The sequence below is a fragment of the Kribbella sp. NPDC058693 genome, from assembly GCF_042715335.1.
In the GTDB taxonomy this organism is placed as follows: domain Bacteria; phylum Actinomycetota; class Actinomycetes; order Propionibacteriales; family Kribbellaceae; genus Kribbella; species Kribbella jiaozuonensis.
Map to the genome: position 1 here is coordinate 318,026 of NZ_JBHXSQ010000004.1, position 19,538 is coordinate 337,563.

The window sequence follows — 19,538 nt, forward strand, 5'->3', positions numbered from 1 at the left end:
CTCCGTTCGCGCACATCACCAGCTCCCCCAAGACGCCGCGCCCGCCGCCGGAGGCGGCCAGCAAACAGCCGCCGCGGAGCGTGTCCTTTAGTTGGGGGCGAGGGCTCGGGCTGTGTCCAGCAAGTTGGTGCCGGTGGGGAGGGCGGCGATTATGGGGGTGTCCAGGCCGTTTTCTACATAGCGGTTGATGTGGGTGCGGCATTGTTCCGGTGTGCCGTGGACGATCAGGTCGTCTAGGACCTCGACGGGTACGGCGGCCATCGCGGCGTTGCGGTCTCCCGCGGCCCACGCGTCGCGCATGGGTTTCATCGCCGTACCGCGGCCCAACCAGTCGTGGAAAGCGGCGTACCCAGGCACCGTCAAGTACGTCGCGATCAAGAACCGCCCGATGTTCCGCGCCATCTCCGCATCCTCCGTGACACACACGAAGATCCGCGCAGCCAGCTCCTTGTCAGCCCCCAGCTCAGCCCGCACCTGGCGCACATCGTCCGCCGACAGCCAGTTCGTGATCGCCCCATCGGCCTCCCGCGCCGCCAACCGCAGCATCTGCGGCCGGAGCGCGGCGAGCATCAGCGCCGGCGGCACCTCCGGCGCCTTCTCCAACCGGAAGCGGTTGATCGTGAAGCTGTCGAACGACCCGTCCACCTTCTCCCCCGCGAACGCCTGCCGCAGAAACCGCAGTACGTCGCGGGTCCGCGCGAACGGCGGGTCATAAGCGATCCCGTTCCACCCGGTCACGATCGTCTCCGACGACGCCCCGATCCCGAGCACGAACCGCCCCGGCGCCAGATCCGCCAACGCCGCCGCGCTCATCGCCAGCGCAGCCGGCCCCCTCGTATGCACCGGTACGACGGCCGTCCCGAGCCGCAACCGCTGATCCCACTCCGACGCCAGCACGAGCGGCGTGAACGCATCCGCCCCAGCCACCTCCGCCGACCACAGATCCGTATACCCCAGCTCGAACAACGAGGAGATCAGCGCGCGATGATCCCGCAGCGGCACCCCGGTCAGCGGAACAGTCAGACCCCAACGCTTCTGAGCATCAGCAGGCATGCGGTCCATCATCCTCTCCGGCAGCGCCGGACGCGGGGAGCGAGGCGCGAGATGTTCCTCGCGAGTTCAATTGCCGGCAGACGACGCGCGCCTACGCTTCTGACGTCAAGGGGAGGACCGACCGGGTGGGGAGTCGCATGACCGGGATCAACACGACCGAGCAGGCCGACATTCGCGAGATGCTCGTCGTCCATCGCGTGTTCCGCCGCGAGTTCGCCGTACTGCCGGACTACGTGCGCGGCGTACCGGAGGACGACCACGAGCGGCGGAAGATCGTCGCCGACCATGCCCGACTGGTCCTCGACGGGCTGCATTTCCACCACGAGGGTGAGGACGCGGAGTTGTGGCCGCTGCTCGCAACTCGGGTCGAGTCCAGCGCTGAGCTGACCAAGCGGATGGAGGCCCAGCACACCGAACTCGCGTCCCTGGTCGCCGATGCAGAGCGGATTCTCCCGACCTGGGACCCGTCCACAGCCGAAGAGTTGGCACAGGTCCTCGACGCCATCAACGCCGCCGTACTCACGCACCTCGCGGAGGAAGAGGCCGAGATCCTCCCACTGGTCGCCGAGCACATCACCCCCGCGGAGTGGGCCCGGCTCGGCGAACACGCCCGGCGCGCGATGCGGCCGAACCAGCTCCCGTTGATGTTCGGCGCGGTTCTCGAGGACTGCGACGCCGACGAGCGCATCCTGATGCTCGCCGGCCTGCCGCTGCCTCTGCGCCTGCTGGTCAAGCCGGTGATCGAGCCCAGGTACCGCCGCTACATCTCGAAGGTCAGAGCCCGGTGACGCGTCACAGCATCCTCTTCAGTACGGCGAGTGGCGCGAACCGCATCACCTGAGCCAGCGGCGCCCACGGCCACGGCGGCACGTACGCCTTCGACTTCTCGGACTCGATCGCGGCGACGATCGCCCGTACGCCGGGTTCGGTGTCCACGATCAGCGGGGTGTTCGCGACATGCTCGTTCATCTCGGAGCGGATGTAGCCGGGATAGATCGTGCTGACCTTGATCGGCTTCCCGAGCAGCTCCATCCGCAGGCCCTCGGCGAGTGAGGCGATCCCGGCCTTGGTCGCGGCGTACGTCGTCACCGTCTTCGGCAGCCCGCGCAGCCCGGAGATCGACGAGATGAAGACCAGGTGCCCGGCGTTCCGGGAACGGAAGAGCTCCATGGCCGCCTCCGCCTGAGCGAGGGCACCGACGAAGTTCGTCAGCGCCGTCTGACGGTTCGCGTCGAAGCGGCCGGTGCCGAGCGGAGCGCCCTTACCGAGGCCGGCGTTGACGACGATCCGGTCCAGCGGCAGCTCGGCGTCGATCTTGCGGAACACCTCGAACACCTGGTCGTGATCGTTCACATCCAGGCTGTGGATAACTGCCTGGACCTGTGGATAACGCGAGACCAGCTCAGCCTGCAGCGCCTCCAACCGCTCCGTACGGCGTGCAGTCAGCGCCAGATTGTGCCCCTTCGCGGCGAACTGCCGCGCCATCTCCGCACCGAGCCCCGAACTGGCACCCGTGATCAGGATGTTCCGTCGCATCGCGATCCTTACCTATAGGAGAGCATCTCAGCGCCGACGTGGACATGCTCGTTGTAGCTCACCACAGTCAGCCCGCCCCGCCCGGACACGACCTTGGTGATCGCGGTGTTGATCGTCACCGGGTTCAGCTTCGCCCACAGCCCGTCCCCGCCGGACAGCAGCCGGCTCACCACGGCCGCGATCGGCCCGCCCGACGTGAACACCAGCGCCGTTCCGCCCTTGCCGAGTCGCTCGGCAGTACGCCGTACCGCCGACTCGGACCGCTCGCAGAACCCCGCAAAGCTCTCGGTGTACCCGTCGCCGCCGTCGATCCACCGCTGCGTGGCCGCTGTGAACATGTCCTGGAACGCCCGCTGCGGGTTCCCGGTCCGCGCCAGATCCGCAAGCATCACCGGCCGCACGCGGTACGCCGGTTTGTGCGCGATGATCACCTGCTCGTGGTCGAACTCGTCGTACCCGTTGTCGACCTCAGGCGTGAATCCGGCGAGCGTCGCCGTCTGCTCATGCCTGCGCATCGAACCTGCAACCACAAGATCCGGCTTCACGTCCGACAGCGTCTCGCCCAGCCGTGCAGCCTGCTGCTCACCCAGCGATGACAGCTTGTCGTAGTCGCGGGCGCCGAATGACGCCTGCGCGTGCCGGATCAGGTAGATGACCGCCATCTACGCCTGCCGGATGATGCGACGGCAGCGCCGCTCGAGCAGGTTGACCGGGAGCCAGAAGTTCTTGAACCGCGGGTTCCGGGTCTGCTTGTGGTGGTAGCGGTAGTAGATCTGCTGCGCGATCACCGCCAGCCGGAACAGCCCGAACACCTCGTAGAACGCCCAGTTGTCCGCCACGATCCCCGACCGCTTCGCGTAGTACTCGACGATCTCGTCCCGGGTCAGCATCCCGGGTACGTCGGACGGCTGGAGCCGGAACCGGCGGAACGCCCAGTCGTCGTCGGCCTGCACCCAGTACGCGAGCGCGCTGCCGAGATCCATCAGCGGATCGCCGAGCGTCGCCAGCTCCCAGTCGAGTACGCCGACCACGTGCAGCGGATCGTCCGGCGCGAGTACGACGTTGTCGAGGCGGAAGTCGTTGTGGATAACGCACGTCCGTACGTCGGCCGGCTGGTTCGCCGCGAGCCACGCCATCACGCGTTCGTAGCTGGGCACGTTCCAGGTCTTCGCCTTGCGGTACCGGTCGGACCAGCCGGTGACCTGGCGCTCGACGTACCCCGCGCCGCGACCGAGATCGGAAAGCCCGGCCGCGGCAGGGTCGACCGCATGCAGCTCGGCGAGCGTGTCGATCAACGTGAAGCCGAGCTGCCTCGTCTGCTCGGAAGTCAGGTCGACGCCGAGCTTGTGGTGTCCCGGGATCGTGCCCGCGACCCGCTCCATCACGTAGAACTCGGAACCGATCACCGCATCGTCGTTGCAATGGGCAACCATCTCCGGGACGTACCGGAACACCGGCTTGAGGCCCGCCTGGATCCGGTACTCGCGGCCCATGTCGTGCGCACTCTTCGCCTTCGTCCCGGCCGGCGGCCGGCGCAGGATCAGGTCGCGACCTGGATAGCCCAACAGGTAGGTCAGGTTGGACGCGCCACTGGTGAACTGCTTCACCTCGGGCAGAGCGTCGGGCAGCTTCGTCCGCTCCCGCAGCCACGCGTCGACGGCGCGTACGTCGAACGCATCCTCGTCCCGGACCGCCCGCGCGGCATCACCCATTCGACGTCTCGGCCCGCTGCCGTGCACGCTCCGCGATCTTGCGCATCTGCCGGTTGTACAACGGCCGCGCGAACCTCTTCGTACGCCAGGCCATCGCGGCCGGCCGGTCCGGGATGATCAGGAACTGCTTCTTCTTGATCCCGGCGAGCACAGCGGTCGCGATGTCGTCCGCCGACCGTGGGGACTTCTCGATCAGCTGCCGCGCGGTCGCGCCCATCGCACTGTCGGCGCCGCGGATCGAGTCGGCGAGGTTGGTCCGGAAGAACGACGGGCAGACGACGGACACGGTCACGCCGTACGGATAGAGCTCGTGCGACAACGTCTCCGACAGCGCGACCACGCCGGCCTTGACCGTGTTGTACGAGCTCATCATCGGCGGGTGGACCAGCCCGGCCGCGGACGCGGTGTTCACGATGTGGCCCGAGCGCTGCCGCTTGAACAGCGGCGCGAACGCGCGGCAGCCGCGCACCACACCCATCAGGTTGATGTCGACGACCCGGTCCCACTCGTCCAGCGTCTCGACGTCGATCCGCCCGCCGGTCGCGATTCCGGCGTTGTTCACCAGGATGTCGAGGCCGCCCCAGTTCTGCTCGCACCACGCGACCGCGGCATCCCAGTCCTCCGGCCGGCGGACGTCGAGCTTGAGGTACGCCGTACCCTCGCCGTCCTCGCCGACGTCGGTGGTCAGGACTTGGTGGCCCTCAGCAACAAACTGGGAAACCAGCGCGGCGCCCAGACCACTCGCGCCGCCGGTGACGAGGACTCGGCTCACTTGCCCTCCTGAACAGCAGACAGGTACGACGCGAGCTCGATCCTCGCGATCACCCCACGATGCACCTCGTCGGGCCCGTCGGCCAGTCGCAACGCGCGCGCACTCGTCCACGCGGCCGCGAGCGGGAAGTCGTCGGACAGCCCGCCGCCGCCGTGCAGCTGGATCGCCATGTCGATGACGTCCTGCGCCATCCGCGGTACGGCGACCTTGATCTGGCTCACCTCGCTCAACGCACCCGCGAGCCCTTCGGTGTCGAGCAGGTACGCCGTTTGCAGCACGAGCAAGCGTGCCTGGTTGATCGCGATCCGCGCGTCGGCGATCCGCTCGCGGTTGCCGCCGAGGTTCACGAGCGGCTTGCCGAACGCAGTACGGCTGGTTCCTCGTTGCAGAGCGAGCTCGAGCGCCTTCTCCGCCAGGCCGATCAGCCGCATGCAGTGATGGACGCGGCCCGGACCGAGACGACCTTGTGCGATCTCGAAGGCGCGGCCCGGTCCCATGAGGATGTTCGACGCCGGGACGCGGACCTCGGTGAACGAGACCTCGCCGTGGCCGTGCGGTTCGTCGTACCTGTGCATCGCCGGCAGCAGGCGCTCGACCTTCACGCCGGGGGTGTCGCGCGGGACGAGGACCATCGTGTGGCGCGCGTACCGGTGGGCATCGGGATCGGTCAGGCCCATGAAGATGAGGAGTTGGCAGTCCGGGTGGCCGACGCCCGTGCTCCACCACTTGCGGCCGTTGATCACGACCTCGTCGCCGTCAACGACCGCGGTTGCCTCCATGTTCGTGGCGTCGGAGGACGCGACGTCCGGCTCGGTCATGCAGAACGCGGACCGGATCGTGCCGTCGAGCAACGGCTCCAGCCACTGCTTCTTCTGCTCGTCGGTGCCGTAGCGGAGCAGGACCTCCATGTTGCCGGTGTCCGGCGCGTTGCAGTTGAAGATGTACGGCGCGATGAACGACCGGCCGGTGAGCTCGGCGATCGGGGCGTAGTCGAGGTTGCTGAGGCCTTCGCCGTACTGCTCGTTGCCCGGCTCGGCGGGTGGCAGGAACAGGTTCCACAAGCCGGCGTCGCGCGCCTTCGCCTGCAGGTCCTTGATCATCGGTTGCGGCTGCCACGGGTCACCGGCGGTACGGATCGCGGTCTGCAGCTCCGCCTCGACCGGCTCGATCTCGGTCCGCAGGAAGGCGTCCACCCGCGCGACCAGATCCTGAGCCCGGGCCGAAGGTTCGAACCCCATCAAGACTCCTCTCCTCGCCTTGACCGTAGCTCAGCTTCTAAGCAATGCTCAATAGCATGGATCACCGGCTGTCGGCGGACGACCGCAAGAAGCAACTGGTCAAGATCGGCCTGATGATGCTGCGGACCCAACCGATCCACGAGCTGTCGATCGATGCCATCGCCGGCCAGGCCGGGATCTCGCGCGGTCTGTTGTTCCATTACTTTCCGAGCAAACGCGACTACTACGTCGCCGTCATCTCCGCGGCCGGGCGGCGGCTCCTCCGGGTCACCAAGCCTGACGAGTCCCTTCCACCGGAGGAACAGCTCCGGGAGATGCTGACGCAGTTCGTCGCGTTCATCGAGCGGCGACGTACGGCGTACATCTCGTTCGTGCGGGGTGCTGCTGGTGGGGACGATTTCGCGGTCGAGGTGTACGACGAGACTCGTGCTGGGCTTACGAAGCGGGTGCTGACGTACATCGGCACCCCCGAGGTCGCCGACGAGCCGACGTCGCTGGATTACCTGCGGATTCATGCCTGGCTCTCGTACGCCGAGGACCTCGCGATCGAGTGGTCCGGGCCGCCCGAGGCCGACCGCCCGTACGACGCGAACTACTTGATCAACCACGCCATCGACGCGCTCCACACCTTGCGCAAGCTCTAGCCGCGGGAGTCCCCCGCGGGCTCCGCGGACGCTTCCTTCGTCGCTCCGCTCCTCAGCGCGCCCACTACGCGCGCACCCGCCCACCCCCGGCTCATCGCCGTGCATCCCCTTCCGGCTATCGCCGGGGCATCCGGCTCCCGCCGGACCTGCCGGCTGCCGCCGGCGCCTAGCGGGCTGCCGCCCGCGGTCGACTACGGGCTTATCGCCACGCGCGACCACGCTCGGTGGAACGAACGCCCCGCGACGAACCCGCTGCTGGGACCGCAGCCGCAGCTGGGTAAGCGATGCGGCTTGGTCCGGAGGTCCGGCCGATGTCCTCGGCGGGGCGTCGGCGGAAGGCTGCTGTCGACGGACCCGGCTGGCAGTCGTCGGCCGCAGCTGAGCAGGCGATGCGGCTTGATCGGGAGAGCCGGCCGACGCAGCCGGCAGAGAGTCGCCGACGGGCCGGACGAGTCAACGGGTCGGACCCCCCCCACCCGCGGCACGCACGAACACCGGTCGCCTGTTCGACACGAGTCGACGGCAGCACATGGCAGTCACCGCGCGGCAGCGCGCACAGTCCGGCGGCAGCCGGAAGCACCGGCGACAAGCCGAAACCCCCGGCGGCAGCCGGCAGGTCCGGCGATAGCCGGAAGGGGATGCACGGCGCTGAGCCGGGGGTGGGCGGGGTGCGGGCGTAGCAGGTGCGGGTGAGGAACGGAGTGACGAGCGGAGCGCCCGCGTAGCCCGCGGGGGTCAGCTGTTGGGGAGGAGTTCGGGGGTGAGGTCTGGGGTGGACATGTCTGGGTCGAAGGGGAACAGAGGGCGGAGTACACCGTGGTGGCCGAGGCGGAGGAGGTCCTGGTCTACGCCGCCGGGGGTCAGGGCCAGCAGCCAATCAGCCGCGAGGTTGTAGAGCTCGGGCTCGAGGTAGCCGATCTTCACGATGACCAGATCCGTTGCCGAGGGGTCGAGGCCTAGCAACGTGAAGTCGGCGATGTGGTGGTACGGCTTGCGGCGGGTGGTGAGGATCGAGTGGAGGCCGCCGACCTTCACCACCGCGACTGTGCCGCCGACCGGGTCCTCCGAGATGGAGAAGACTGTGCCGGACATGGGGACCGGGCCAGCCGGAATGTTGTCGACCTTGCCTCCTGCGGTTACCTCAACGGAATTGCCGACGCCGGCCGCGACGCAAGCCGCAACAGCTGCGGGGTCGGTGATGCTGGCGTGGATCGCCGTCGCCTTGCCTGAGGTCAACTCCTCGATCGCGAGCAGCTGGCCGAGCGTCCACGAGGTGTCGCCTGCGCCGCCGGCGGTCGGGTTGTCGCCGGAGTCGCTGATCAGGAACGGGCGGGCGGTGCTGGCAAGACCCGCGGACACGCACTCCTGCAAGGCCCCCGTCGGCGCAACGAATTCGAACCCGTCGCGCGCATCCCAGTACGCAGCAGCCAGCTCAGCAGCGCGCGCAGTGATCAGAGCAGAATCATCACCAGTCACAACAACAGCAGCCCGGCACCGCGGCTCATCGGCCCACGCGTACCCGACCCACACCGCCGCATCCAGCACCCCGGGCTCGTCCGCGATCTCGCCGACCCGGCGATAGATCGACTTCGCCGGCTCGAGGCGCGTCGACGTCTTCTCGCCGGGCAGTAGCACCGGCACCTGGATCCACGCCTTCCCCGGCTTCCCGAGCCCGGAACGCAGCCGCTCCACCAGGTTCCGCAACGCCCGCTCGCGGCTCTCCATCGCGTCCTCGTGCGGCGCCATCCGGTAGCAGGTGATCAGATCCACCGCCGTACCGAGCTCGCGGGACACGTTCCCGTGCAGGTCCATCGACGCCGACATCAGTACGTCGGGACCGATCACGGCCCGGATCCGCGTGGCGAGATCGGCCTCCGCGTCCTGCCGCCCGACCACGCTCATCGCGCCGTGGATGTCGAAGAAGAACCCGTCCAGCTCACCGGCCCCTTCGGTGCGCGTGATGATCTCCGCCGACAGGTCGTCGTACACCTCCGGCAGTACGGCGCCGCCCGGCAGCGACCGGGCGTGCAGCAGCGGGACCCACTCGATTCCCTGCGCCCAGTCCTTCCCGAGGAACTCGTACCGCTCCATCAGGTGGTCCCCACGCCGTACGTCGAAATCGGCCGGCCCGGCCCGATGCGGCGAGAACGTACTGGACTCGATGGCGATCCCGGCAATGCCGATCCGAAGGTTCATGTCTAAAACCTGCCACAACCGAGCCGTTTCGCGCACTGCCTGTTGGCCGGATTTGAACATCCCGAACCTGTCGAAAGCCGCTGCCCGGCTTCGAGGTAGCAGCATGACCAACGACATGAGCAACGACACGACCAACGAACTGCAGCGCCTCGGCCGCCTCGTCGGCACCTGGGACGTCAGCGGCGGCGCGACCGGTACGACGACCTTCGAGTGGATGGACGGCGGCCACTTCCTGGTGCAGCGCGGCCGCCTCGATCACGACGGCCACGAAGGACGGATGACCGAGATCATCGGCTACGAGCACCCGTTCGGCGGGGAGCGGGGGACGGAGGTGAAGTCGCGCGTGTACGACGCCGACGGCAACACGCTGGACTACGTCTACGAGCTGGCCGGCGACGAGCTCACGATCTGGGGCGGCTTCAAGGGGTCGCCCGGCCACTTCAAGGGCGTCTTCACCGACAACGGCAACCGCCTCACCGGAGACTGGGTGTATCCGGGCGGCGGCTATCACGCCACCATGGTCCGGACCGCTGCCTCAAGGAGTGACCGATGAAGTACCTGCTTCTCGCGTACGGCGACCAGACCGCCTGGGACACCGTCGACGTGAACAGCCCGGAGTTCCTCGCGGCCTGCAAGTTCTACGAGGACCTCGCGGCGGAGCTGACCGCGACCGGCGAGCTGCTCGGCACCGAGGGCCTGGCGCATCCGGCGCTGAGCCGCACGGTACGACGTACCGCGGCCGGACCGGTCGCCAGTGACGGACCGTTCGCGGAGTCCAAGGAGGTCCTGGCGAGCTTCGCGATCGTGGACTGTGACAGCCACGACCGGGTGATGGCGATCGCGGCCCGGATCGTCGACGCTGTCGGCGAGACGGTCGAAGTACGGCCGATCATGGCCGGACCGGAAGACGTCCGCCCGGACAGCTGACGATGGAGGAGCTGTGGCGCGGCCTCGCCCCGCAGGTGCTCGGCGCACTGGTCCGACGGTACGGCCATTTCGAGACGTGTGAGGACGCGGTCCAGGAGGCGCTCCTGGTCGCCGCGCAACGGTGGCCCGAGCAGGGCGTCCCGGATGAGCCACGGACCTGGCTGATCCGGGTCGCCTCCCGGCGACTGATCGACCTGTTGCGCAACGAGGAGTCCCGCCGGCACCGCGAGGACGCCGTTCGTACGCCGGATGTCGCTCCGGAACCGGTCAGCGCAACCGACGACTCGCTGACCGTTCTGTTCCTCTGCTGCCACCCGGCGCTGCCGGCTGCGTCCCAGATCCCCCTGACGCTTCGAGCGGTCGGCGGCCTGACCACGAGCGAGATCGCCGCCGCTCTGCTCACTCCCGAAGCGACGATCGGGCAGCGGATCAGCCGCGCGAAGCAGAAGCTGCGGGGACAACCGTTCCGGCGGCCCGACGACTACGAGGAGCGGCTGGCCGCCGTACTGCAGGTTCTCTATCTGATCTTCAACGAGGGCTACACGAGTACAGCCGGCGACGAGCTCGCGCGGGCCGACCTGTCCCGGGAGGCGATCCGGCTCGGCCGGATGCTGCACGGTCTGCTGCCCGATGACGGTGAGGCGGCCGGACTCCTGGCCCTGATGCTGCTGACCGACGCTCGCCGATCCGCGCGTACGGCGGCCGACGGTGCGCTCGTCCCGCTCGACGAGCAGGACCGGTCGCGCTGGGATCACGCGGCGATCCGCGAGGGCACCGAGCTGATCACCCGGGCGATGCGTACGACGGCACTCGGGCCGTACCAGTTGCAGGCCGCGATCGCCGCCCTCCACAGTGAGGCGACGACGGCGCGGGACACCGACTGGCGGCAGATCCTTGCCCTGTACAACTTGCTCGAACCGTTGCTGGACGGTCCGGTCGTCCGGATGAACCGGGCCGTCGCGACCGCGATGGTGCACGGCCCCGAGGCCGGCATCCGGCTCCTCGACACGCTGGCGACCGACGAGCGCGCGCTCCGCGGCCACCGCTTCCATGCCGTCCGGGCGCATCTCCTCGAGCTGCGGGGCGATCACCGCGAAGCGGCCGACACCTACCTGTCAGCGGCAAAACTCACCACGAATACCCCCGAGCAGCGCTACCTCCGCAACCGCGCGGCACGTCTCCGCGAGCGCTAGCGGGGTGAGCCCGTGCTGCCGCGGACGATCAGCTCGGTCGCGAGCTCGACATGCAGCGCTTCGACTTCGTGGCGGTCCAGGAGGCGGGTCAGGAGGCTGACGGCCATCCGGCCCATCTCCTGCAACGGCTGGCGGACCGTCGTGAGTTGAGGCGTCGTCGCGCGGCTGAGGTCGAGGTCGTCGAAGCCGGCGATGGAGAGATCACCCGGGACGGAGAGGCCGCGCTCGGTCGCGGCTTGGAGGGCGCCGATCGCGGTCTTGTCGTTGAACGCGACCAGCGCGGTCGGGCGCGGGTCGAGCTCGAGCAAGGAGAGCGCGGCGCGGTAACCGTGCAGCGTGGTCGGTTGGTCGTGACGGACCAGCGATGGGTCGGGGAGGATGCCGGCGTCGGCGAGCGCGGCGGCGTGACCGCTCAGGCGAGCGTCGGCGGCCAGCCATTCGCGCGGGCCTGCGATGACACCGATGCGGGTGTGGCCGAGTGCGGTCAGATGGGCGGTCAGTTGGCGGGCGCCCGAGTGGTGAGCCGCGGAAACCGACGGGATGTCGCGTGGCAGCGCGGTCCGTGGATCAACGACGACGAACGGGAAACGACGCGAACTCAGCCGGACCAGGTCCTCGCTCGGCTCAGGCGGAAGGATGAGGACGGCGCCGCCGACGCCGCGGCGAGACGCCAGGTGCGGCAGGACCGGATCGTGCTGCGCGGCCTCGCCGGCGTTGAGGATCACCTGCCGGCCGTGCCGGTCCAGCGTCTCCGCGATCGACGAGACGATCAGGCCGAAGTAGTCGGTCAGCACGTACGGGCAGCGCACGTAGACGGCGCCCTCGACCGGCTTCGGCATACCACCCCGAGGCACGGGCGCGGGCAGCCCGAGGTCCTCGATCGCCTGCTCGACCAGCCGGCGAGTCTCCGGCGCGATGCCGCCGACCTGGTTGACCACACGGGACACGGTTGCGAGCGACACCCCGGCCGCGGCCGCGACGTCGCGCATGGTCGCTCTAGCGCGCGGCATTTGTTACATCGCTTTGTTTCACGCTCAGCACTCTAGACCTACGCTCCCAGACCTTGACATTGGTCGACAGCGGGCGTGTCCTGAGGCCGTTTGTTTCATCCCTGAGGAGCGCGATGAGAACACCCGCCTTCGGCGTCGCCCTTGCTCTCACGGTGGCGTCACTCACCGGACCTGCCCAGGCCCATCCCCCGACGACCCAGGTCAATGTCTGGGTCACCACGCCGGACCGCGCCGAGCTGCTGCACCAGCGTGCGCCCGTCACGTTCCACGACGGAGCGAGCGACCGGACAACGATCACGGTCGACCCGCGGACGTCGTACCAGACCATGGACGGCTTCGGCGCCTCGATCACCGACTCGTCCGCGAGCGTGCTGTACAAGCTCAGCCCGGCCGATCGCGAGCAGACCATGCGCAAGCTCTTCGACCCCCGCCAAGGGATCGGCGTCAGCTTCCTGCGCCAGCCGGTCGGCTCGTCCGACTTCACCGCCGCGGCCGAGCACTACACGTACGACGACGTGCCGGCCGGCCAGACCGACTTCGGCCTGAAGCACTTCACGATCGCGCACGACCAGCAGCAGGTGCTGCCGTTGCTGCGGCGGGCCAAGCAGCTCAACCCGCAGCTCAAGGTGATGGCGACGCCGTGGAGTCCGCCCGCGTGGATGAAGACCGGCGACACGCTCGTCGGCACTCGGCTCAAGGACGACCCCAAGGTCTACGACGCCTATGCGCGCTACCTGGTGAAGTTCGTCCAGGCGTACGCGAAGGCCGGCGTACCGGTCGACTTCCTCTCGATCCAGAACGAGCCGCAGAACCGCAAGCCGAGCGCGTACCCGGGCACGGACATGCCGGTGCGGCAGGAAGCAGCGGTCATCACCGCCCTGGGACCGCTGCTCAAGAAGGCCAGCCCGCGGACCAAGATCCTCGGCTACGACCACAACTGGACCACGCATCCCGGTGACATCGCCTCCACCCCTCCTGGTGAGGACCCGGAGACCGACTACCCGTACAAGCTGCTCCAGACCTCGGCCGCCAAGTGGATCGCGGGTACTGCGTACCACTGCTACTCGGGCGATCCGTCCAAGCAAACCGATCTGCACAACGCGTTCCCGTCGAAGGGGATCTGGTTCACCGAATGCTCCGGCTCGCACGGGCCGACCGACACCCCGCCGCAGATCTTCCGCGGCACGCTCACCTGGCACGCCCGCACGTTGATGCTCGGTACGACGCGCAACTGGGCCAAGTCCGTCGTGAACTGGAACATCGCCCTCGACTCCACCGGCGGCCCGCACCTCGGCGGCTGTGACACCTGCACCGGCCTGGTCACGCTGCAGCCGGACGGGACGGTCACGACCGATGCGGAGTACTACACGATCGGCCACCTGTCGAAGTTCGTGAAGCCGGGCGCGGTGCGGATCGGGAGTACGTCGTACGGGACGACCGGATGGAACGGCCAGCTGATGTCGGCCGCGTTCCGCAACCCGGACGGTACGACGGCGCTCCTGGTGCACAACGAGAACGACGACCCGCGGAGCTTCACGGTCGCGGTGGGCGACAAGACGTTCGACTACGAGCTGCCTGGCGGCGCGATCGCGACGTACACCTGGGGTCGGGTGGCGGCCGACGTACCCCAGCAGCTGGCTGTTGCAGGTGCGACGGCGAGTGTGAACGCGACGGATGCTGGGCTGTTGACCGATCAGGACGGGTCGACGGTGTGGCAGAGCAAGGAGGCGCAGGCGCCCGGGCAGTGGGTGCAGGTGGATCTGGGCAAGACGCAGACGATCCGTCAGGTTGCGCTCGACAGTGGCGGGAACGCCGGCGACTACGCGCGCGGCTACGAGGTTGCTGTCAGCAAGGATGGTGTGAGCTGGCAGACCGTCGCGTCCGGTGCTTCCACCGGCCAGCTCACAACGGTCGAGCTACGGCCGACGCATGCGCGCTATGTGCGCGTGACGTCGACGGGTTCAGCGGCTAACTGGTGGAGCCTGGCTGACCTTCGAATCTATCGCTGAGCCAGCACGCGACCGCGGCGGCCTTCTCGTTGCTTGCAGCAATAATCTGCAAGCCGACGGGGAGGCCGTCGGTCGGTGCCGGGATGCTGACCGCGGCGTGCCGGGTGAGGTTGGCCAGGCGGGTGTTGTTCAGCAACTGCTTGCGTACTTCGAGCCCGCCGTCGAGCGTCGCCGCTTCGGAGATGAGCGGTGCAGTCGTCAGCACGGTCGGAGTCAGCACCGCGTCCACCTGCTGCAGCACGGCGTCCAACTCTCGCCTGATCACCACCGCGTCTTCCTGCGCCCGCGCATAGTCCGCCGGCTGCACAGCCGAAGCCTCACGCAACCGCTGCTGGACGTCGGGCTGATACCGGTCCTGGGAACGCGCTGAATGATTCGCCACCGCTTCAGGGCCTTGGAGGTTGGCGGCTGTGGTGAAGCTGTGGGACCAGTCCGGCAGCTGTACGTCGACCAACTCGAATGCGTCCGACCACGGGCCGAGAGCGCCGTATTCGGGGTTGGCGGCCACACCGAGGCGAGGCGTGGCCAGGTCCACGGTGCGCACGTCGGCGAGAGCGGACAGGGCGTACGCAGCGCCGTTGGCGGTGCGGGTCAGCACGCCTACGTGATCGAGCGACTGCGACAGCGGGAACACGCCGTCAGTCGGAATGGTGTTGTAGGACGGTTTGAAGCCGACAACCCCGCACAACGCGGCAGGGATCCGCACCGACCCCGCAGTGTCGGTCCCGATCGCCAGCGGCACCACGCCGGCCGCCACTGCAGCAGCTGACCCGGAGCTCGAGCCACCTGTCATCCGCAACGGATCGTGCGGGTTCCGGCAGGGTCCGACGCGGTTCGACGTACCTGTGCAGCCGTACGCGAACTCGTGTGTGTGCGACAGCCCGACGATGATCGCCCCGGCCGCGCGCAACCGCCGTACGACCTCTGCGTCTGTCCGAGCCACCTCGTCCATCGACGCGGAACCACAGCGGTACGGAAGCCCCTCGACCTCGACGATCTCCTTCACCAGCACCGGAACACCTGCCAGCGCACCGGTCCGGTCATGCGCGGCGGCCGCCTTGCGCGCACCCTCCACATCGAGGTGCACAACAGCGTTCAGCTCGGCCGCGTCGGCAGCGCGCGCCAACGCGTCCTCAACCAGCTCCACCGGGTCCAGCGTCCCGTCACGTACCCCAGTGGCGATCTCGACCAGTGACCTCACCCGGTCATCAGATCACAGAGAGGAAATGGAAACAGCAGCGTCACGCCATCTTGCTACCGTCCGATTCATGCTGATCGAGGGAGTGGAACTGCAGGCAGCACCCGCGACGGACCCCGCCGTCCGGGCGTTGGTCACCGCTCAACAGGCCGAGCTCGCCGCGATGTACGGCGAGGACCAGCCGCTCGTCGCCCTCCACCCCGACATCGCCTTCACGCTGCTGACCCTCGACGGAACCCCGGTCGGCTGCGTCGGCCTCCAGCCCGTCGCCCCGAACCTCGGCGAGATCAAGCGCATGTACGTCGTCCCTACCGCCCGCGGCTGGGGCCTGTCCCGCATCCTCCTGGACGCCGTCGAATCGCAGGCCCGCTCCACCGGCCTGACCCGCCTGCGTCTGGAGACCGGCACCAAACAGGCCGAGGCGATCGCCCTCTACACGAACCACGGCTACCAGCCGACCCCGCCGTACCCGCCCTTCGAGCACGAGCCGGTCTCGCTCTGCTTCGCGAAGGATCTCTAGAGGTTCAGCACCACGTGCTCGCCCTCGCGGCGGAAGCCGAGGTTCTTCAGGTACGGCGTGGAGTCGAGCATCCGCGGTGGGGCGAGGACCTGCCGGAAGCCGTGGTCGGTGAAGACGTCGCTGCGGCGGTAGACGAACTCGCCGGGCGTGAAGTCGCGGTACTTCGGGACCACGTAGTCGAGGTCGATCTGCGCGCGGCCGGTGCCGGCGTCGTGGGCGAGGACCACGCCTACGGTGCGGTCGTCGTGCTGGACCAGGAACGCGTACTCGCTCGCCCCGGGCGTGAACCCCGGGTTGAACCGGGTGATGTCCTTCGCGTGCCGATCCAGGACGTAGCCGAGGTACGCGTCGGTCTTGTCGACCTCGAGCACCTGGTACGCCGCCTCGTCGTGCCGGTGCCGGAGCAGCCGCCACAGATGTACGACGTTGATGACGGCCAGCACCGCGTTCATCCCGACCATCGGCCAGACGCCGACCGCGGCGTTGAAGCCGACCAGGATCACACAGCCGACCAGGTTCAGGATCCGCAACCTCAGGATCCGTGTCTGCAGCAACGACCACACGACGAGCGCGGATCCGCCCCACCCGATGATGCTCCATACGTCCACACCGCGAGACTAGAGTGCGTGACCGATTTCTTGCTGCTGGACGGGGCCTTGTTGCGCGCGGTCGACCCGGTGTTGCTGCGCGCAACCACCTTCGGCCACTTCACCTCAATGCAGGTCCGCGACGGCCGCGTCGACGGCCTCGACCTGCATTTCGACCGGCTGGACCGCAGCACCCACGAGGTCTTCGGCGAACCGATGCCCGCCGACCGCGTCCGCACCGACCTCCGCGCCGCCGTCGACGAGGCCGGCTCCGGCGACCTCTCGATCCGCGTCAACGTCTTCGCCACCACGCGCCTCCACCTACTGGTGCGCGTCGGCCCTCCCGTTGCACCGACCACAGATCCCGTTCGCCTCGTCACCTACGAGCACGAACGAGCGGTCCCGCACCTCAAACACACCGGCACCTTCGACCTCACCTACTACGCCCACAAAGCAAAGGACGAGGGGTACGACGACGCCCTCTTCCACACCCGGACCGGCGAGATCTCCGAAGCCTCCATCTGGAACATCTGCTTCGCGCGCGGCACCGACATCGTCTTCCCGTCCGCCCCGGTCCTCCACGGCATCCGCCAGCAGATCCTCCAACGCGGCCTGCCCGCCTACACGACAGCACCGGTGACAGCCCTCGAGCTGTACGACGCGGCATACCTGACCAACTCGATCGACCCCGCGCTGCCGGTCGCGTCGATCAACAACACGACCTACAAACCGCACCCAGAATCAGCCGAGCTCATCGCCCGGGCATACGCAACCCAACTCCCACAGGCGATCTAGCCCGCAGTGTGGCTTCCGCCTTCACTCGGATCCTGCTCGGCCGCGAACACCGCAAGCGCGTGCTCGTCAGTGGAGAAGTAGGCCTGCCCGTAAGCACCCGTGTCCGCCTCCCAGTACGGGACCTGCACCCCGTCGTAGTCGACCGTGCGGACGAACGGCTCCGCCCCGGCGCTGATCCGCTCCGCGTCGCCCGTGCAGGCCGGCAGCCTCCGCCGCCCACCGCCCGGCTCTGTCCACAGCACGTCGGCGGTCGACGGACCATGCCGCGGATCGAAGAAGCAAGGCACCCGCTCTTCCGGCAACTCCCGGCCGTCACGACCGGCCCGCACGCAGGCGACCTCGTAGTTCCCCTCCGCGACCGCCTCGGCCACAGTCTCGATCTCCTGCGACTGCGCGAGCGCGGCCCGAGCTGACTTGTAGGCCCGTTGTGCCTGCACGTAATGCGGATCTGCCGTGACGCCGTCCAGAGTGTCGAGTTCGGCGCCGAGCTGCTCTACGTCCTCGGTCACGAGGTCGCGCATTCGCTTCATCGCGCCCGCTGCCGCTCGCGCCGGCGCACCCCGAGCCCGGAGGTAACCGCCGACGACGATCAGAACCCCCGCGCCCACGGTGAGATATAGCCACACCATTGCCCGACCGTACTGCCCGGGACCGTCGCGCCACGAGGGCTCAGGAGCGCGCCGACCACCAGCGCAGGAGCTCCTCGCGGGCGCGGTCCTCGCCGAGTGGCCCCTCGTCCAGGCGGAGCTCCATCAGGAACTTGTACGCCTCGCCGACTTCGCGGCCGGGCGGGATGCCCAGGATCTCCATGATCTGGTTGCCGTCGAGATCGGGGCGCAGGGCATCGAGCTCCTCCTGCTCCTGCAGCCGGGCGATCCGCGCCTCGAGGTCGTCGTACGCGGCCCGGAGCATCTCGACCTTGCGCTTGTTCCGGGTCGTGGAATCGGCCCGGGTCAGCACATGCAGCCGCTCGAGCTGGTCGCCGGCGTCGCGGACATACCGCCGTACGGCGGAATCCGTCCACTCACCGTCGCCGTACCCGTGGAAGCGCAGGTGCAGCTCGATCAGCTTGCTGACCTGCTCGATCTGCTCGTTGCTGAACCGCAGCGCCTTCATCCGCTTCCGGGCCAGCTTCGCCCCGACCACGTCGTGGTGGTGGAACGTCACCTTCCCGCCGTCCTCGAACTTCCGCGTCTTCGGTTTCCCGATGTCGTGGATGAGCGCGGCGAACCGAACGACGAAATCGGGCGTCGGAACAGACAGGCGGGATTCCAGGTCGATGGCTTGATCGAGGACGGTGAGCGAGTGCTGGTACACATCCTTGTGCCGGTGGTGCTCGTCCCGCTCCAGTTTGAGCGCCGGCAGCTCCGGCAGCACGTACTTCGCCAGCCCGGTCGACACCAGCAGATCGAGCCCGATCCGCGGCTGGTCGGCGCAGATGAGCTTCTCCAGCTCGTCGCGGACCCGTTCCGCGGACACGATCGTGATCCGGTCGGCCATCGCGGTCATCGCAGCCACCACCGCCGGGTCGGGCGTGAACCCGAGCTGCGCGGCGAACCGGGCCGCGCGCATCATCCGCAGCGGATCGTCGGAGAACGAGTCCTCCGGCGTGCCCGGCGTACGGATGACCTTGTTCGCGACGTCGGTGATCCCGCCGTACGGGTCGACGAACTGCCGCGACGGCAGCCGGACCGCCATCGCGTTCATCGCGAAGTCCCGGCGGGCCAGATCGCCCTCCAGGCTGTCGCCGTACGCGACCTCGGGCTTGCGCGAGGTGGGATCGTAGGTTTCCGACCTGTAGGTCGTGATCTCCAGGACCCACTCGCCCTGACGACAACCGATGGTGCCGAACGCCTTGCCGATGTCCCACACATGGTCCGCCCACCCGGACAGCAACCGCTCGATCACATCGGGGTGTGCTGACGTGGTGAAGTCCAGATCCTTGCTCCCCCGGCCGAGGAGAATGTCCCGGACAGGACCGCCGACCAGGGCGATCTCATGGCCGGCGGCATCGAACCGGGAGCCCAGTTCGTCGACCACCGGAGCGAGTTGCAGCAAGGCCTGGACGGCTCGTCGCTGCACTGCGGGCAACGATCCGGCAGAGCCTGACTGGTCGGCAAATGGTGACACGGGGAACTAGGTTACGGT

At 68.4% G+C, this 19,538-nt stretch carries 20 protein-coding genes; 8 read left to right on the forward strand and 12 right to left on the reverse strand.

The genetic code is table 11. The features are described 5' to 3' along the window. Positions 1-87: 87 nt before the first annotated feature. Complete coding sequence (locus ACFWUU_RS27775; protein ID WP_380179606.1) at positions 88-1,053, reverse strand: LLM class F420-dependent oxidoreductase; 966 nt, start codon at positions 1,051-1,053, stop codon at positions 88-90. A 137-nt stretch (positions 1,054-1,190) separates the two neighbouring features. Between ACFWUU_RS27775 and ACFWUU_RS27780 the strand changes: the two genes are divergently transcribed. Next, positions 1,191-1,841, forward strand: a complete 651-nt coding sequence (locus ACFWUU_RS27780) for a hemerythrin domain-containing protein (RefSeq protein WP_380179608.1) — start codon at positions 1,191-1,193, stop codon at positions 1,839-1,841. A 4-nt stretch (positions 1,842-1,845) separates the two neighbouring features. Here ACFWUU_RS27780 and ACFWUU_RS27785 read toward each other — a convergent pair whose 3' ends face one another. Genes ACFWUU_RS27785 through ACFWUU_RS27805 form a run of 5 tightly spaced genes read right to left on the reverse strand, consistent with a single transcriptional unit; the run spans position 1,846 to position 6,311 of the window. Next, entirely contained in the window at positions 1,846-2,589 is a 744-nt protein-coding gene (locus tag ACFWUU_RS27785) for an SDR family oxidoreductase (protein ID WP_380179610.1), read from the reverse strand. A gap of 8 nt (positions 2,590-2,597) precedes the next feature. After that, positions 2,598-3,251: a histidine phosphatase family protein gene (locus ACFWUU_RS27790; protein WP_380179612.1), complete on the reverse strand. Its 654-nt coding sequence runs from the start codon at positions 3,249-3,251 to the stop codon at positions 2,598-2,600. Continuing rightward, a complete protein-coding gene (locus ACFWUU_RS27795; protein WP_380179614.1) occupies positions 3,252-4,301 on the reverse strand; it encodes a phosphotransferase family protein in 1,050 nt (349 codons plus the stop codon). After that, complete coding sequence (locus ACFWUU_RS27800; protein WP_380179616.1) at positions 4,294-5,073, reverse strand: SDR family NAD(P)-dependent oxidoreductase; 780 nt, start codon at positions 5,071-5,073, stop codon at positions 4,294-4,296. Before ACFWUU_RS27800 ends, ACFWUU_RS27795 begins: the two co-directional genes overlap by 8 nt. Then, a complete protein-coding gene (locus ACFWUU_RS27805) occupies positions 5,070-6,311 on the reverse strand; it encodes an acyl-CoA dehydrogenase family protein (RefSeq protein ID WP_380179618.1) in 1,242 nt (413 codons plus the stop codon). The genes ACFWUU_RS27800 and ACFWUU_RS27805 overlap by 4 nt, the downstream gene beginning before the upstream one ends. Positions 6,312-6,367: 56 nt before the next feature. Here ACFWUU_RS27805 and ACFWUU_RS27810 point away from each other — a divergent pair, with 56 nt between their 5' ends. After that, on the forward strand, positions 6,368-6,955 hold the full coding sequence (locus ACFWUU_RS27810) for a TetR/AcrR family transcriptional regulator (RefSeq protein WP_380179620.1): 588 nt from the start codon (positions 6,368-6,370) through the stop codon (positions 6,953-6,955). Between the two features lie 735 nt (positions 6,956-7,690). Here ACFWUU_RS27810 and ACFWUU_RS27815 read toward each other — a convergent pair. Next, positions 7,691-9,151 carry a M81 family metallopeptidase gene (locus ACFWUU_RS27815; RefSeq protein WP_380179622.1) on the reverse strand — a complete coding sequence of 487 codons (1,461 nt, stop codon included), beginning with the start codon at positions 9,149-9,151 and terminating at the stop codon, positions 7,691-7,693. 103 nt (positions 9,152-9,254) lie between these two features. On the opposite strand from ACFWUU_RS27815, the gene ACFWUU_RS27820 reads away from it, so the two are divergent. The 3 genes from ACFWUU_RS27820 to ACFWUU_RS27830 are packed head-to-tail and all read left to right on the forward strand — an operon-like array spanning position 9,255 to position 11,271. Then, complete coding sequence (locus ACFWUU_RS27820; RefSeq protein ID WP_380179624.1) at positions 9,255-9,704, forward strand: hypothetical protein; 450 nt, start codon at positions 9,255-9,257, stop codon at positions 9,702-9,704. Beyond that, positions 9,701-10,078, forward strand: a complete 378-nt coding sequence (locus ACFWUU_RS27825) for a YciI family protein (protein WP_380179626.1) — start codon at positions 9,701-9,703, stop codon at positions 10,076-10,078. The genes ACFWUU_RS27820 and ACFWUU_RS27825 overlap by 4 nt, the downstream gene beginning before the upstream one ends. Before the next feature lie 2 nt (positions 10,079-10,080). Beyond that, positions 10,081-11,271, forward strand: coding sequence for an RNA polymerase sigma factor (locus tag ACFWUU_RS27830; protein ID WP_380179628.1), 1,191 nt, complete (start codon positions 10,081-10,083; stop codon positions 11,269-11,271). Here the strand turns inward: ACFWUU_RS27830 and ACFWUU_RS27835 are convergent. Continuing rightward, the gene (locus ACFWUU_RS27835; protein WP_380179630.1) at positions 11,268-12,281 is read right to left on the reverse strand and encodes a LacI family DNA-binding transcriptional regulator; all 1,014 of its coding nucleotides are present in this window, start codon (positions 12,279-12,281) and stop codon (positions 11,268-11,270) included. The two genes, ACFWUU_RS27830 and ACFWUU_RS27835, sit on opposite strands and share 4 nt — an antisense overlap. Positions 12,282-12,394: 113 nt before the next feature. Here ACFWUU_RS27835 and ACFWUU_RS27840 point away from each other — a divergent pair, with 113 nt between their 5' ends. Then, the gene (locus tag ACFWUU_RS27840; RefSeq protein ID WP_380179632.1) at positions 12,395-14,290 is read left to right on the forward strand and encodes a discoidin domain-containing protein; all 1,896 of its coding nucleotides are present in this window, start codon (positions 12,395-12,397) and stop codon (positions 14,288-14,290) included. Here the strand turns inward: ACFWUU_RS27840 and ACFWUU_RS27845 are convergent. Beyond that, complete coding sequence (locus tag ACFWUU_RS27845) at positions 14,250-15,491, reverse strand: amidase (RefSeq protein WP_380179635.1); 1,242 nt, start codon at positions 15,489-15,491, stop codon at positions 14,250-14,252. The two genes, ACFWUU_RS27840 and ACFWUU_RS27845, sit on opposite strands and share 41 nt — an antisense overlap. A gap of 67 nt (positions 15,492-15,558) precedes the next feature. On the opposite strand from ACFWUU_RS27845, the gene ACFWUU_RS27850 reads away from it, so the two are divergent. Further along, entirely contained in the window at positions 15,559-16,008 is a 450-nt protein-coding gene (locus ACFWUU_RS27850; protein WP_380179638.1) for a GNAT family N-acetyltransferase, read from the forward strand. Here ACFWUU_RS27850 and ACFWUU_RS27855 read toward each other — a convergent pair. Beyond that, positions 16,005-16,616: a hypothetical protein gene (locus tag ACFWUU_RS27855; protein WP_380179640.1), complete on the reverse strand. Its 612-nt coding sequence runs from the start codon at positions 16,614-16,616 to the stop codon at positions 16,005-16,007. The genes ACFWUU_RS27850 and ACFWUU_RS27855 overlap by 4 nt on opposite strands. Before the next feature lie 18 nt (positions 16,617-16,634). On the opposite strand from ACFWUU_RS27855, the gene ACFWUU_RS27860 reads away from it, so the two are divergent. Then, on the forward strand, positions 16,635-17,390 hold the full coding sequence (locus ACFWUU_RS27860) for an aminotransferase class IV (RefSeq protein ID WP_380179642.1): 756 nt from the start codon (positions 16,635-16,637) through the stop codon (positions 17,388-17,390). On the opposite strand, the gene ACFWUU_RS27865 is transcribed toward ACFWUU_RS27860, so the two are convergent. Next, positions 17,387-18,019, reverse strand: coding sequence for a hypothetical protein (locus ACFWUU_RS27865; protein WP_380179644.1), 633 nt, complete (start codon positions 18,017-18,019; stop codon positions 17,387-17,389). The genes ACFWUU_RS27860 and ACFWUU_RS27865 overlap by 4 nt on opposite strands. Before the next feature lie 40 nt (positions 18,020-18,059). Next, positions 18,060-19,520, reverse strand: coding sequence for a CCA tRNA nucleotidyltransferase (locus ACFWUU_RS27870; protein WP_380179647.1), 1,461 nt, complete (start codon positions 19,518-19,520; stop codon positions 18,060-18,062). Positions 19,521-19,538: the final 18 nt, after the last annotated feature.